The 14,405-nt window shown below is 58.8% G+C and carries 15 protein-coding genes; 7 read left to right on the forward strand and 8 right to left on the reverse strand.

Annotation, left to right across the window (positions count from 1 at the left end; translation table 11 throughout):
- Positions 1-47: 47 nt before the first annotated feature.
- The gene (locus U5A05_RS21450) at positions 48-953 is read right to left on the reverse strand and encodes a LysR family transcriptional regulator (RefSeq protein WP_261739852.1); all 906 of its coding nucleotides are present in this window, start codon (positions 951-953) and stop codon (positions 48-50) included.
- A 124-nt stretch (positions 954-1,077) separates the two neighbouring features.
- Here U5A05_RS21450 and U5A05_RS21455 point away from each other — a divergent pair, with 124 nt between their 5' ends.
- Entirely contained in the window at positions 1,078-2,091 is a 1,014-nt protein-coding gene (locus U5A05_RS21455) for a zinc-binding alcohol dehydrogenase family protein (RefSeq protein WP_261739853.1), read from the forward strand.
- A gap of 123 nt (positions 2,092-2,214) precedes the next feature.
- Positions 2,215-2,385 (forward strand): hypothetical protein, encoded by a 171-nt coding sequence (locus U5A05_RS21460; protein ID WP_261739854.1) that lies wholly within the window; start codon positions 2,215-2,217, stop codon positions 2,383-2,385.
- A gap of 1 nt (position 2,386) precedes the next feature.
- On the opposite strand, the gene U5A05_RS21465 is transcribed toward U5A05_RS21460, so the two are convergent.
- Both U5A05_RS21465 and U5A05_RS21470 read right to left on the reverse strand, forming a co-directional pair.
- Entirely contained in the window at positions 2,387-3,583 is a 1,197-nt protein-coding gene (locus U5A05_RS21465) for a multidrug effflux MFS transporter (RefSeq protein ID WP_321834703.1), read from the reverse strand.
- A gap of 264 nt (positions 3,584-3,847) precedes the next feature.
- Positions 3,848-4,048 carry a heavy-metal-associated domain-containing protein gene (locus U5A05_RS21470; RefSeq protein WP_261739856.1) on the reverse strand — a complete coding sequence of 67 codons (201 nt, stop codon included), beginning with the start codon at positions 4,046-4,048 and terminating at the stop codon, positions 3,848-3,850.
- A 146-nt stretch (positions 4,049-4,194) separates the two neighbouring features.
- On the opposite strand from U5A05_RS21470, the gene U5A05_RS21475 reads away from it, so the two are divergent.
- The 3 genes from U5A05_RS21475 to cueR all read left to right on the forward strand — a co-directional run bounded on the left by U5A05_RS21475 (position 4,195) and on the right by cueR (position 7,477).
- Positions 4,195-4,575 (forward strand): hypothetical protein, encoded by a 381-nt coding sequence (locus U5A05_RS21475; RefSeq protein ID WP_261739857.1) that lies wholly within the window; start codon positions 4,195-4,197, stop codon positions 4,573-4,575.
- A gap of 84 nt (positions 4,576-4,659) precedes the next feature.
- Positions 4,660-7,047, forward strand: coding sequence for a heavy metal translocating P-type ATPase (locus U5A05_RS21480; RefSeq protein ID WP_321836547.1), 2,388 nt, complete (start codon positions 4,660-4,662; stop codon positions 7,045-7,047).
- 13 nt (positions 7,048-7,060) lie between these two features.
- The gene (cueR, locus tag U5A05_RS21485; RefSeq protein ID WP_261739858.1) at positions 7,061-7,477 is read left to right on the forward strand and encodes a Cu(I)-responsive transcriptional regulator; all 417 of its coding nucleotides are present in this window, start codon (positions 7,061-7,063) and stop codon (positions 7,475-7,477) included.
- A 158-nt stretch (positions 7,478-7,635) separates the two neighbouring features.
- On the opposite strand, the gene U5A05_RS21490 is transcribed toward cueR, so the two are convergent.
- The 3 genes from U5A05_RS21490 to U5A05_RS21500 are packed head-to-tail and all read right to left on the reverse strand — an operon-like array spanning position 7,636 to position 10,380.
- The gene (locus U5A05_RS21490; RefSeq protein WP_321834704.1) at positions 7,636-8,433 is read right to left on the reverse strand and encodes a sulfite exporter TauE/SafE family protein; all 798 of its coding nucleotides are present in this window, start codon (positions 8,431-8,433) and stop codon (positions 7,636-7,638) included.
- A gap of 8 nt (positions 8,434-8,441) precedes the next feature.
- Positions 8,442-10,007 carry a bifunctional protein tyrosine phosphatase family protein/NAD(P)/FAD-dependent oxidoreductase gene (locus U5A05_RS21495; RefSeq protein ID WP_321834705.1) on the reverse strand — a complete coding sequence of 522 codons (1,566 nt, stop codon included), beginning with the start codon at positions 10,005-10,007 and terminating at the stop codon, positions 8,442-8,444.
- A gap of 43 nt (positions 10,008-10,050) precedes the next feature.
- Positions 10,051-10,380: an ArsR/SmtB family transcription factor gene (locus U5A05_RS21500; RefSeq protein ID WP_133079610.1), complete on the reverse strand. Its 330-nt coding sequence runs from the start codon at positions 10,378-10,380 to the stop codon at positions 10,051-10,053.
- A 92-nt stretch (positions 10,381-10,472) separates the two neighbouring features.
- Here U5A05_RS21500 and U5A05_RS21505 point away from each other — a divergent pair, with 92 nt between their 5' ends.
- Positions 10,473-11,336, forward strand: coding sequence for an MBL fold metallo-hydrolase (locus tag U5A05_RS21505; RefSeq protein ID WP_321834709.1), 864 nt, complete (start codon positions 10,473-10,475; stop codon positions 11,334-11,336).
- Positions 11,337-11,434: 98 nt separating this feature from the next.
- Here U5A05_RS21505 and U5A05_RS21510 read toward each other — a convergent pair whose 3' ends face one another.
- The gene (locus tag U5A05_RS21510; protein ID WP_261739862.1) at positions 11,435-12,328 is read right to left on the reverse strand and encodes a PA4780 family RIO1-like protein kinase; all 894 of its coding nucleotides are present in this window, start codon (positions 12,326-12,328) and stop codon (positions 11,435-11,437) included.
- Positions 12,329-12,454: 126 nt separating this feature from the next.
- A complete protein-coding gene (locus tag U5A05_RS21515) occupies positions 12,455-13,249 on the reverse strand; it encodes an AraC family transcriptional regulator (protein WP_321834712.1) in 795 nt (264 codons plus the stop codon).
- Positions 13,250-13,331: 82 nt separating this feature from the next.
- Here U5A05_RS21515 and U5A05_RS21520 point away from each other — a divergent pair, with 82 nt between their 5' ends.
- Positions 13,332-14,384 carry a bile acid:sodium symporter family protein gene (locus U5A05_RS21520; RefSeq protein WP_321834713.1) on the forward strand — a complete coding sequence of 351 codons (1,053 nt, stop codon included), beginning with the start codon at positions 13,332-13,334 and terminating at the stop codon, positions 14,382-14,384.
- The last annotated feature ends 21 nt before the right edge of the window (positions 14,385-14,405 follow it).

Below are 14,405 nucleotides of genomic sequence, written 5' to 3' on the forward strand. Positions count from 1 at the left end.
CGCGAGCAGGCTCGCTCCCACAAGGGGCTTGACCTGGAAGAGAGTATCTACAAGGTTCTAGATAACGCCCTACATCGCTCACTGAGCATGTCGCGCAGCAGCTTCACCGGTTTGCTCAACTGCGCACGATGACCACAGAGCAAATTGAGCGGAGCCCGTTCGCACAACAGTTCAGGCAATAGCACCTTGAGCCTGCCTGCTGTCACATCCCCCGCCACATCCAGCCACGACTTGTAGGCAATGCCCTCCCCGGCCACCGCCCACAGGCGCACCACATCGGCATCGTCACTAAAACGATTGCCACTCACCGTCAGCCCCAACTCGCGCTTGCCATCATTGAATTGCCAATGGTCGTGGACCCGCGTGCCGAGCATGTACAGCAGGCAGTTGTGTTGCAGCAGTTGCTCGAGCTGATGCGGCTCACCCTTGCGCGCCAGGTAGGCGGGAGATGCACACAGCACCCGGCGATTGTCCGGCGCCACCGGCAATGCCACCAGGCTGGAGTCCTCCGGCTCGCCATAGCGCAAGGCAATATCCACCGGCTGGCGAAACAGATCGGCAATCCGGTCACCGAGTAACAGCCGCACCGTCAGTTGCGGATGCTCACGCTGAAATTCATCCAGCCAGGGCAGCAACAAATTACGCCCGAAGTCGGACGGTGCCGACAGCTGTAACACACCGCTGACCTGATCTTGCCCACGCGCCAATAAACGCCGCCCTTCATCCAGGCTACTTAGCGCCGTACGGGCATACTCGAGAAAACCTTCGCCCTCAGCTGTCAGGCGCAAACTACGGGTAGAGCGCGCCAGCAGTCGCGCACCCAACTGTGCCTCTATCCGCTTGAGTGCCGCACTGGCCACTGCGGGTGACATGTCCATCACCCGTGCGGCGGCAGAGAGGCTGCCCAAATCGGCGGCGCGAACAAACAGTTGCAGGTCATCGAAACGCAGCATCCAGGACTCACTCGGCCATTATCAAAAAAATATTGAAAGAGACTGCTGTTTTAGCCGGTTTTATCATTCTGATAAATAGCTAATCATCATCACCAGATTCTTACCCATTTTCAGGAGATGTCCCATGAAAGCTGTCGCCTACTACCATTCGCTGCCCATTCAAGACCCGCTGGCCCTGCAAGACATCGAATTGCCTGAGCCGGTTGCCGGTCCGCGCGATTTGCTGGTCGAGGTCAAAGCCATTTCCGTTAACCCGGTGGACACCAAAGTCCGCCAGAACGTACAGCCCGAAGGCGCCTGCGCGAAAGTACTGGGGTGGGATGTCGCCGGGGTGGTCAAGGCTGTCGGCAGCGATGTCAGCCTGTTCAAAGTTGGCGACAAGGTGTTTTACGCAGGCTCCATTGCCCGTGCCGGGGCCAACAGCGAACGCCACGTAGTTGATGAGCGGATCGTCGGGCACATGCCAAAAAGCCTCGACTTCGCCCAGGCTGCAGCGTTACCGCTGACTGCCATCACCGCGTGGGAACTGTTGTTTGAGCGCCTTGGCGTAACCGAGGGCAAAACCGATGAGCAGCAAAGCCTGCTGATTGTCGGCGCGGCAGGTGGCGTCGGTTCGATCCTGACGCAACTGGCCAGCCAACTGACCGCACTCAAGGTGATTGGCAGCGCATCACGTCCTGAAACCCAAACCTGGGTCCGCGAGCTGGGTGCCGATCTTGTTGTCGACCATAGCCAGCCGTTGAGCGAAGAACTCAAGCGCCACGCCATCAACGCCGTCACCCACGTCGCCAGCCTGACCCAAACCGATCAGCATCTGGATCAGTTGGTCGAAGCCCTGGCACCACAAGGCAAACTTGCGCTGATCGACGATCCCAAGGCGCTGGATATCACCAAGCTCAAGCGCAAGAGCCTGTCACTGCACTGGGAGTTCATGTACACCCGCTCGCTGTTCGAGACTGCGGACATGATCGAGCAACATCGCTTGCTCAATCGCGTCGCCGAGCTGATCGATGCTGGCACCTTGCGCACGACCGTCGGCGAGCACTTTGGCACCATCAACGCCGCCAACCTGCGCCGCGCCCATGCACTGCTGGAAAGCGGTAAGTCCAAAGGCAAAATTGTGCTCGAGGGGTTCTGAAAAAACTGTCAGGGGATTGATGCGGCCAACGTTCAACCGTCAGTCAGAGACTTGACCCCTGACATATTTACCCAAGTATTTCGGCATACACTGGCCTCCTTTGCGAACTGAAGGAGGCCCGTAATGAAAATCCTGATAAAAGCGTTAGCAAGATCCCCTGACTGCCAATGGCAAGTTCAAATCGACCAGCAAGCCGTTAACTTTCGTAGCGAATCCGAGGCCCGTGCCTTTGTGGATAAGTTGCAATCTCGCCTGCAAGCCCCGCACAGGCTGCCCGAACGTTTGGCAGGCTGAATCAGATCGACTGCTCTGCGGCGATCCGGGCGGTGTACAAACGCCGGGTCGCCATCGCGATAGCCACAGCCAAAACCCCGCATAACGTAATGACCAGCGCCATCGGCATCGCGCTGCCATCGTGCAACACACCCACCAATGAAGCTGCAGCCGCAGCCACGCTGAACTGCAAACAGCCGAGCATCGCCGAAGCACTACCGGCTCGCGCGCCCTGCCCGCTCATGGCACAGGCTGAAGCATTGGGAATGATGCAGCCCAAGCTGGCGATGCAGATAAACAGCGGAATCAACAGCGGCCACAATTGCTCCGTGTGCAGCGCACTGATCCCCAGCAACACCAGGCCCGCCGCCAGATAGACCCACACCGTACGCGCCAGCAAAAAAGCCGGACCGCGCTTGGCCAGTAAGCGGGCGTTAACCTGCGCCACCAGAATGAAGCCCGCAGCATTACTGCCAAACAGCCAGCCGTAATGCTCGGCAGGTACGCCATAGAGTTTGATAAAGACGAAAGGCGAACCGGCTATGTAGGCAAACATCCCGGCCATAGCGATCCCCCCGGTGAGCGCATGCCCCAGAAATTCACCGTCCTTGAGCAAACGGCCATATTGGCGCAACGCTCCCGACAGAGGCTGACGCGGTACATTGGCCGGCAGGCTTTCCGGTAAGCCCAACGCCACGGCAAGGGCGGCCAGGGCACTGAACCCGGTCAATACGATAAAAATCGACTGCCAGCCGTGCAGGTTGACGAGCACACCACCGAGCATCGGCGCCAGGATCGGGGCCAGCCCCATCACCAGCATCAATTGCGAAAAGACCTTGGCCGAACCCACAGCATCACACTTGTCGCTGACAATTGCCCGCGACAGCACCATACCCGCGCAACCACCCAGTGCCTGAACGAATCGGGCACCGATCAGCCATTCCAGAGTTGGGGCAAACGCGCAAGCCAACGATGCCAGCGTAAACAGGCCAACCCCCACCAGCAGCGGAATGCGTCGACCGAAACGGTCAGCAATCGGGCCATAGGCCAGTTGGCCGATGGACAAGCCCAAAAAGTAGACCGCCAGCGTGAGCTGAATATGTTGCTCATCTGTTGCAAAGGCTTGCGCCATCGCCGGAAAGCCAGGCAGATAAAAGTCGATCGCCAGGGGACCGAAAGCGCTCAAGGCGCCAAGAATCAGAATCGTTCTAAGGTTCATCAGGTATCCAGATCGTGCTGCAATTAGTGCAGCCCGATAGTCTAGCCGCGGATACTGAACTTGAACATAAAGATAGCTAGCTAATAAATATTTAGTGCTTGATACAAATCCCTGTAGCAGCTGCCGAAGGAACGAGGCTGCGTTCGAGTGCGAAGCGCTCGTAAACCTGAACCCGCCGTTTAACTGAATAGAAGGCGAACGCAAGTTTTACGACGGCTTCGCCGCCGAACGCAGCCTCGTTCCTTCGGCAGCTGCTACGCAACATCAGTGCGCTGTACGCGCTTCAAACCCGGCATTGGTGATCACATCGATAATCTGCAAAGGCGACACCTTGCTGTCCACCTTGACGGTTTTGCTCGCCAGGTCCACGTCGACTTTCGCGTCTTTATCCACAGCCTGCACCGCACGGGTCACCGCAGCCACACAGCCACCACAGGTCATACCGTCTACTTTGAACGTTTGCATGATCAAGCCTCCTATCTGAGTGATGACTAAAGCTTCGACCTTGCCACTGTGGCAAGGTCAAGCCCGTTGTTTTACTCGCTTACTGGCAATCCATCCCCTGCTCGGCCAAGCTGCAGGCCTTGCGATTGAAAACAGGATACTTAGCCATGCGCTGGACCGCTTTGAGCCTAGTCAGCCTTTTGGCTCTTGCCAATTTACCGCTGTGGGCAAATGCCGATCAGGACTACGGCGTGCTGATCATTTCTCGCGAGCGCCTTGAAGTGCCGACCAACTGCGAGGTCGGCGTGTATATCGACGATCAACTGGCCGGGCGATTGTTTCAGGAGCAGGCGCTGTCCTTTAACTTGCCGGCGGCCAGCGTCGATATCCGCCTCAAGCTGCTGCCCGGGCAAGCTCCCGGTTGCTTGCCAGGCATGCTGGTCCCACCCGCACAGCAATTCACCCTCAAGGCCGGTGACGTCCGTAAATACCGCATCGCCCTGGGTAAACAAGGCATGTACCTCAAGCCTGCCAAACTGGAATATTGAGCGGGCGATAACGAACAGCAAGAAGCCTTGACCTTCCCATGGGGTCAAGGTCGATTCTATGGATAGATAACTTCTTGAGGAGGACTGCTCGTGCCCACCCAATTCGATCTGCCGATTGATGGAATGACCTGTGCCAGTTGCGCAGGGCGTGTAGAAAAAGCCCTGACCAAAGTCCCTGGCGTGCGCTCGGTGAGCGTCAATCTGGCCACTGAACAGGCACGTATCGAAGCGCCTGTGGACAGTTTGCCGGCATTGGTCGAAGCCGTGCATCAGGCAGGTTACAGCGTGCCCGCCCATAGCCTGGAACTGGACATCAGCGGCATGACCTGCGCCTCGTGTGCGGGGCGGGTCGAAAAGGCCCTGGCCAAGGTGCAGGGGGTCAAAAGCGTCAGCGTTAACCTCGCCACAGAACGTGCCCATGTCGAGCTACTCGGCCAGGTCGATACAAGTTTGCTGATAAACGCTGTCAGCCAGGCCGGTTATGGCGCCAGCGTGCACCAAACCGAAAAAGCCACTGAAGACGATCAGCAAAAACGCCTGCACCGCGAGCGCTGGGCGCTGACCTTGGCCATTGTGCTGGCATTGCCGCTGGTACTGCCGATGCTGCTCGCGCCTTTTGGCGTGCATTGGATGCTGCCTGCCTGGGCCCAGTTTCTGCTCGCTACCCCGGTGCAATTCATTCTCGGTGCGCGCTTTTATGTCGCCGCCTGGAAAGCCGTCAAAGCCGGTGCGGGCAATATGGACCTGCTGGTTGCTCTGGGTACCAGCGCCGGCTATGGCCTGAGCCTTTATGAGTGGGCCATCGCCGAGCCCGGCAGCATGCCGCATCTGTATTTCGAAGCCTCGGCGGTGGTGATCGCTCTGGTGCTGCTGGGCAAATACCTTGAAAGCCGCGCCAAACGCCAGACTGCCAGCGCCATCCGCGCCCTGGAAGCCCTGCGCCCGGAACGGGCCTTGCGCGTGATCGACGGACAGGAACAAGACGTTGCCATCAGCGACCTGCGCCTCAATGATCTGGTATTGGTCAAACCCGGCGAACGCTTCCCGGTGGATGGCGAAGTGGTCGAAGGCCAGAGCCATGCCGACGAAGCCCTGATCAGCGGCGAAAGCCTGCCGGTGCCGAAACAGCCTGGGGATAAAGTCACCGGCGGCGCCATCAATGGCGAAGGCCGATTGATCATCAAGACCCTGGCTCTGGGCACTGAAACCGTACTGGCGCGAATCATCCGCTTGGTCGAAGACGCGCAGTCAGCCAAGGCGCCGATCCAGAAACTGGTGGATAAAGTCAGCCAGGTATTCGTCCCCGTGGTACTGCTGATCGCCCTCGCCACGCTGCTCGGCTGGTGGCTTTATGGTGCCCCCATCGAAACCGCGCTGATCAACGCCGTGGCGGTATTGGTTATCGCCTGCCCTTGCGCTCTAGGCCTGGCGACCCCTACCGCAATCATGGCCGGCACCGGTGTCGCCGCTCGCCACGGGATTTTAATCAAGGACGCTGAAGCCCTCGAGCGCGCCCACGAAGTCAGTGCCGTGGTTTTCGACAAGACCGGCACCCTGACCTCCGGCACCCCGCAAATTGCCCACTTCAGCGCACTCGACGGTAATGAGGCGCACTTGCTGCAAGCCGCGGGAGCCCTGCAACGCGGTAGCGAACACCCGCTGGCCAAAGCCGTTCTGGATGCCTGCGCCGCACGCAGTCTGAATGTACCGGATGTGATCGACAGCCAATCGCTGACCGGACGCGGCATTGCCGGCACTCTGGAGGGCCGCCGCCTGGCACTGGGAAACCGCCGTCTGCTGGAAGAAACCGGCCTCAACCCGGGGTCGCTGGCCGAATCTGCCCAGGCCTGGGAAACCGAAGGTCGTACCCTGTCGTGGCTGATCGAACAAAGCCCGCAACCGCAAGTACTGGGCCTGTTCGCCTTTGGTGACACGCTGAAACCGGGCGCCCTGTCGGCCATCGAGCAGCTCAATGCACGCCACATCAGCAGCCACCTGCTGACCGGCGACAACCGTGGCAGCGCCAAGGTGGTTGCCGAGGCGCTGGGGATTACCGATGTCCACGCCGAAGTGTTGCCCGCCGACAAGGCCGCAACCGTGGCTGAGCTGAAGAAAACCGGTGTAGTGGCGATGGTCGGCGACGGCATCAACGATGCCCCGGCACTGGCAGCGGCCGATATTGGCATCGCGATGGGCGGCGGCACCGATGTGGCCATGCATGCGGCGGGCATCACCCTGATGCGCGGCGACCCGCGACTGGTGCCTGCGGCATTGGAAATCAGCCGCAAGACCTACGCCAAAATCCGGCAAAACCTGTTTTGGGCGTTTATCTACAACGTAATCGGCATTCCACTGGCCGCCTTCGGCTTTTTGAATCCGGTGCTGGCGGGCGCGGCAATGGCCTTTTCCAGCGTCAGCGTGGTCAGCAACGCGTTGTTGCTCAAATTCTGGAAACCCAAGGATCTTGAATAAGGAGGCAACTGTCATGAATATCGGCCAGGCCGCCAAACACAGCGGCTTGAGCGCCAAGATGATTCGTTATTACGAGTCCATCGGCCTGCTCAAACCCGCCAGTCGCAGTGACAGCGGCTATCGCCTTTACAGCAACGACGACCTGCACACCCTGGCGTTTATCAAACGCTCGCGTGACCTTGGGTTTTCGCTGGAAGAAGTCGGCAAGCTGCTGACCCTCTGGCAAGACCGCCAGCGCGCCAGCAGCGATGTGAAGGCACTGGCGCGCCAGCATATTGATGCGTTGAATCAAAAGATTACCGAACTGACCAGCCTGCGCGACACGCTGCAGGATCTGGTCGAGAACTGCCAGGGCGATCATCGCCCTGACTGCCCGATTCTCAAGGATCTGGAGAGCGCCTGCTGCCTCAACAGAGCGAAAGCCCTGTAGCAGCTGCCGAAGGAACGAGGCTGCGTTCGATTGCGAAGCAATCGTAAAACCTGAGCCCACAGTTTAACTGGTAGACCGCGACCTCAGGTTTTACGACGGCTTCGCCGCCGAACGCAGCCTTCGTTCCTCGGCAGCTGCTACGGGAGTCCGTAACGCCTCTACAGGACCACTTTAGCGAGCATCAACAGGCCGATCGCGGCGCACAGTGCCGCGAAGCCTTGCTGTAGCCATTGGGCCGAAACCTTGGGGGCAATCACTCGGCCGGCAATCATCCCGGCCAGGGTTGCCGCGATAAACACCACGCCTTCACTCGACAGGCTTACGCCCTGGCTCATCAGGTTGCCCAATGTGCCCAGCGATACCAACGCCACCACCATCAGCGAGGTGGACACCACAGCGTGGATGCGCACATCACTGAATTTGCGAAACGCAGGCACGATCAAAAATCCGCCACCCACACTCAATAAGCCCGTCAGCAGACCCGAGGTGGCGCCAATCGACACCAGCGTCATGCTGCAGCGAGCATTCCAGGTCAGCCGCCCGGTAGACGGGTTGAGCATGCAGTTTTTTTCTATTGCCCCCATGCTGCCGTCATCACGCGCATCGGCTCTGGCCTGCAAAAACATACGCACCGAGACGAACATCATCACCGCGCTAAACATCAAAACCAGCACCCTGGCGGGCATCATTCTGGCGAGGTGAAGCCCGATCGGCGAGGTCGTCGAGCCCACAATCGCCATCAATGCGGCGGCCTTGTAACGCACCAACCCTTTACGCAGACCATCTAGGGCGCCCAATGCCGCAGCCGTACCGACCGCCAGCAATGCCACCGGTGTGGCTTGCGCCAGGGTCCAACCCAGCCCCAGGGTCAGTGCCGGGATAGCCAAAATGCCGCCACCGGCCCCCGTCAAACCGAGTACCACACCCACCAACATACCCAACAGAATAATCAACATGGTCAGGCTCAGTCCGGCTTGCAGTCAGTGAACCATTCGCGCCCTTTAAGCATGCCGTGCCAGTAGAACCACGGCAGCAAGGTTGCCTTGAGCAGCCAGGCCGATTTGCGCGGCACCGTCGGGTCAAGGGCGAAGGTGGGCAGCAGTTTCCCGCCATAGCCAAATTCGGCCAGGATCACTTTGCCGTTTTCCACGGTCAACGGGCAGGAGCCGTAGCCGTCGTAGCGCTTGGGCAAGACCGCCCCCTTGCGCAGTGCCAGGAGGTTGTCGGCCACCACGACCGCTTGCTTGCGGGTCGCCGCTGCGGTCTTGGCATTGGGCGTGTTACAAACATCACCCAAGGCGAAAATTTCAGGGTAGCGCGGGTGTTGCAGGGTTGCCGGGTCGGTTTCGAACCAGCCCGCCTTGTCAGCCAACTCACTGCGGCGGATCACGTCGGGGGCCTGCTGCGGTGGCACCACATGCAACATGTCGAAGGTTTTCTCGACGCGGGTTACGCTACCGTCTGCGGCAATCACATCAAACCAGGCAGTCTTGCCCGGCCCGTCGACCTTGACCAGATTGGACTGAAAAGCCAGTTGGGCGTTATAGGCCTCAACGTACTTCATCAACGGCGGGACAAAAGCCGGGACGCCAAACAGCACCGCCCCGGCCAAATTGAATTCCACTGCAATCGAATCCAGAACACCACGCTTGCGCCAATGATCACAGGACAGGTACATGGCCTTTTGCGGGGCGCCTGCACACTTGATTGGCATACCCGGCTGAGTAAACAGCGCTTTGCCACCACGCAAGCTGCGCACCAGCTCCCAAGTGTAGGGCGCCAGATCGTGGCGATAGTTGGATGTGACGCCGTTTTTGCCCAGAGTCTCTTCCAGACCTTCGATATTTTCCCAGGCCAGTTGCAGCCCTGGGCAAACGATCAATTGCTGATAACCCAGCTCAGTACCATCGCTGAGCAGCACAACCTTGCGCTGCGGGGCGAACGCACACAGCGACGCCTTGATCCAGGCAACGCCTTTGGGCATCACCGCAGCAGTAGGCCGAACCGTATTTTTGACATCGTAGGCACCGCCCCCTACCAGCGTCCAGGCGGGCTGGTAATAGTGTTCGGTACTGGGTTCGATCACGGCGATACGCAACGCCGCGTTGCGCTTCAACAAGCTCGCCGACACCGAGATACCGGCCGAACCACCGCCCACCACGACCACATCGTACTGCCTGGCCTCACGCGTGCCTTGGGTGGCCGCCTCAAATAGTTTTGAAGAACGATTGCCCGTGCGGCAGTACGCCAGAACAGGTTTGGGCAGCTCGCTGAGCAAATGACGCAACTGCTGCGCCTGCTCGGGTGTCGCGCCAGTGGTCGGCACCGGCAGGTAGGCAAAGCTCAGTCCCAGGGCCTGGGCTGCCTGTTGCATGGATGCGTGCTCCGGTTGCTCTGGTCCGCCTTCATGGTCCGGGCGGTTGCAGATCACACTGGCAAAACCCTGCGCAGCCAAAAATTGGAGATCAGACTGCTCGATCTGACCGGTCACAGAAAATGACGCGTCGATTCGCTTGATGCTTTGCTCCATTGAGCACTCCAGGCACAACAAAAATGAATGGATTGAGAGCGCGTTACTTTTTGAGTGCCTGCCCGCAATACAGACCCGACAGGGTTTGCATCACAGAAACCACTTCAAAGCTGGCGAGTGAATAGAAAATATATTTCCCCATCCTTCGAGTGTTGACCATGCCTTCATCGCGCAACACGCCCAGCTGTTGCGAGAGGGTGGGCTGACGGATGCCCGTCAACGCTTCAAGTTCGCCAACATTGCGCTCACCCTGGGTCAGTTGGCAGAGCAGCAGCAGTCGATCTTCATTGGCCAAGGCCTTGAGAAGCGTGCAGGCTTTGGAGGCAGAATCGCGCAGAAGTCCGATTTCTTCGCTAGTTAGCTGAGCAGTCATGAAAAGCTCCGGGGCGTGATGGTCGACAGTCTACGACCCGATAATATATGTTTCAATATATTGAACATTTTTTGACTTGCACGAGGACTCTCATGCTCCCCGAAATTCAAGGTTTCTTCGACCCAGTGACGTCAACCGTGAGCTACGTGGTCTATGAAGCCTGCGCCAGCGAGTGCGCGATCATCGATCCGGTGCTCGACTACGATGCCGCCGCCGGTCGCATCAGTACCGCCAGCGCCGACAATATCGCCGCGTTCGTGCAGGCACAGGGGCTGAAGGTGCAATGGCTACTGGAAACCCACGCCCACGCCGACCACTTGTCTGCCAGCGCCTATCTGAAACGTAAACTGGGCGGCCAGATCGGCATCGGCGCTGCTATCACCCAGGTTCAAGGGGTATTTCGCGATATTTACAACCTTGAGCCCGAGTTCAAACTGGACGGCTCGCAGTTCGATCGGCTGTTCGAACCGGACGAGTTATTCCACATCGGGCGACTACAGGTACGGGCACTGCATGTGCCGGGGCACACCCCGGCCGATATGGCTTATCAGGTTGAGAACGACAGCCTGTTCGTCGGCGATACCCTGTTTATGCCTGACGTGGGCACGGCCCGCTGCGACTTTCCGGGGGGCGATGCACGCCAGTTGTATCAATCGATCAAGCGCCTGCTGGCCTTACCCGCACAGACCCGACTGTTCATGTGCCATGACTACCCGCCAGCCGGGCGCGCAGCTACCTGGTCAACGACGGTAGGCGAACAGCGCGCCAGAAATATCCATGTGAACGACAGCATCGATCTGACGGGTTTTGTCGACATGCGCACGGCACGCGACGCCACTCTTGGGGTTCCTGCACTGCTGATCCCGGCCATTCAGATCAACATTCGCGCTGGCAACCTGCCACCCGCAGATGAAAGTGGCTTGTGCAGCCTGAAAATCCCACTGAACCGGTTTTGAAATCCCCTCTTTGTGGGAGCGAGCAGGCTCGCTCCCACAAGGCACACGATTCGAGCACATAAAAAATCCGGCCTGAGCCGGATTTTTTATTTAGCCAATTACTGCATCCACGGTGGTGGCGGCTCTTCAGCTTTGCTCGGTGGAGCATCATCCGCAGCACGTACTGCCTGACGGAAGGCTTCGTCCAGGCGTGCAGCTTCGATCTCGCGCATTACACCGCCGACATCAGCCAGCTCGTCCGGCTCGTCAAACTCGCCCGTCAACACGCTGCCAGGGTGCAAGGTGGCTGCTTCATAAAGCGCCCACATTTCCTTGGCGTACTTGGTGCCCTTCAGCTCCGGTGCAAAACGCCCGAAGTAAGAAGCCATGTTGCCGACGTCACGCTCCAGCATGGTGAATGCATGGTTGTTGCCCGCGGCATCGACTGCCTGCGGCAAGTCGATAATCACCGGGCCGGTCGGCGTCAACAGTACGTTGAACTCGGACAAGTCGCCGTGAACCAGACCGGTACACAGCATCAGCACGATCTGCTGAATCAGGAAGGCGTGGTATTCGCGCGCCTGATCCGGTTCCAGCACCACGTCATTCAATCGCGGAGCGGCATCACCGTACTCATCCGCCACCAGCTCCATCAACAGCACGCCTTCCAGGAAGTCGAACGGTTTTGGAACCCGGACACCAGCGCCAGCCAAACGAAACAGCGCAGCCACTTCGGCGTTCTGCCAAGCGTCTTCGGTTTCTTTGCGACCGAACTTCGAGCCCTTGGCCATCGCGCGAGCCTGACGGCTGTTGCGAACCTTGCGGCCCTCCTGATATTCGGCAGCCTGGCGAAAACTTCGTTTGTTAGCCTCCTTGTAAACCTTGGCGCATCGCAGCTCATTGCCGCAGCGGACTACGTACACAGCTGCTTCTTTACCACTCATGAGTGGGCGCAGCACCTCGTCGATCAGACCGTCTTCGATCAGGGGTTCTAAGCGTTTTGGAGTCTTCATCAGCTTTTATTGTGGGTCCTTTATTACCAAACACGCGAATGTCACTCGTTATACGGCAATCCACTCACCACGGGGAGAGGGCAAACGATTTGAATGATAGACGAGCAACCCGTTTTGAGCACCGACTCAGCCCTGACGAAATAACTCGCCAGGGGTAAACCCGAACATTTTCTTAAACGCGGCAATAAAGGCCGAGGTCGAATCATAACCGCAGGACAACGCCGCGCTGGTTACGCTGGCGCCCTCCTCCAGCCCTTTTAACGAGGAGAGCAAGCGCATGCGCTGACGCCAGCTGCGAAAGCTCAAACCGGTTTCACGGGCAAATAAACGCATCAGGGTTTTTTCCGACGTGCCCAAGCGCTCAGCCCACAGGCTTAAGGTCACTACCGTATCCGGACTTTCGATCAACTCATTGCATAACGCCAGCAGCCGCGCATGACGCGGCAACGGTAACGAGAACCCAACCTCGGGCAAGCTCGCAAGCTGATCGAGCAACACCTGCACCAGACGCTGTTCGGGGGTTGCGCCTTCGGGGTAGGCCACCGGCAATTCACAAAATCGCTTGATCAACTCCCGGGCCAGCGGCGTGACCTCCAACACCCGGCAATGCTGCGGCGCCCACCGACAGTCTTCACGGCGCACATACAGACTGCGCATTTCAGCACGCATCGAGGTAATGACTTCGTGCTCCAGCCCGGCCGGAATCCAGATTCCCCACTGCGGCGGCGCAAAAAAACTGCCCTCGTCGGTATGCACCCCCAGAACACCGCTGATAGCGTACGAAAATTGCACCCAGTCATGGCGATGACGGGGCGTCCACGACCCCGCCCCAAGACTCTCAGCCCGGGCATAGAGCGGCCGCGGCAACTCATCGAGCACTGGAATGGCACGCTGGGGCCCACGTTGTCCGTTTGGCGGCATTGATTGGCCTTATGTCGCAAGACGTCTGATACCTGCGACGTTAGGCTAAGTCATCAATTCTTACAATATTCCGGTGGCAACGATGCCTGTGCTCAAACACCTCAAACGAATGTTCACCGACTGGTTTCTGTGCGGCATGTTGTTGGCGACATTCCTGGCTTATGTGTTTCCACATTTCGGCAGCACCGGCGGTGGGATGCACGCCGAGTGGGTCATCAATATTGGCGTGTTTTTGGTGTTTTTCCTGCATGGGGTCAACCTGTCCAGCGAGCAAATCAGCCACGGTCTGAAAAACATCCGCCTGCATTTTATGGTGCAGGGCTTCACCTTTATCGTCTTCCCGCTGATCTGGGTGATCGCCAACAAGCTGTTGGGTGCGCATATCCCGCCGCTATTGATGCTGGGTTTCTTCTACCTGTGCGCCCTGCCTTCGACCATCTCCTCCTCGGTGGCACTCACCGGCAGCGCAGGCGGCAACGTCCCGGCGGCGATTCTCAACGCCAGCCTGTCCAGTGTGCTGGGGATCTTCATCACGCCCTTGCTGGTCAGCTTTGTGATGGGGAGCGGCGCGGGCGGCATCGACCTGGGTTCAACCCTGCTCGACCTGTGCGCCATGCTGCTGCTGCCTCTGGTGCTGGGCCAACTGGTACGCCCGCTGTTCGGGCGCTTTTTCGCCCGCCACAAGCGCTACACCAACATCTGCGACAAGGTGGTGATTCTGCTGCTGGTTTACGCCGCGTTCTGCAACTCGATGGTCTCGGGGATGTGGCAACAACAAGGCACTTCGGTGATTTTCAGCGCACTGATCGGCAGTGCGGTGCTGCTCGCCGTCATCCTGTGGATGACCACCCGTACTGCTCGCGCCTTGAAGTTCAGCACCAGCGACGAAATCGCCGCGGTGTTCTGCGCCAGCAAAAAGTCCCTGGCTGCCGGTGCGCCAATGGCCGCCCTGATCTTCGGCTCCAACCCTGGGCTGGGCCTGATTCTGCTGCCAATCATGATCTACCACCCGTTACAGCTGATAGTGTGTTCGGTGATGGCTGAAAGCTACGCCACTCGCAGCCGCCAGGAGGTTCGCGCACGCACAACTCCTGTAGCCGCTGAGGAGCGAAGCGAGGCTGCGATCGGGCGCTAAGCGAACGTAAATCCTGAGAAC

The organism is Pseudomonas kulmbachensis (assembly GCF_963681935.1).
GTDB classification, from domain to species: Bacteria; Pseudomonadota; Gammaproteobacteria; order Pseudomonadales; family Pseudomonadaceae; genus Aquipseudomonas; species Aquipseudomonas kulmbachensis.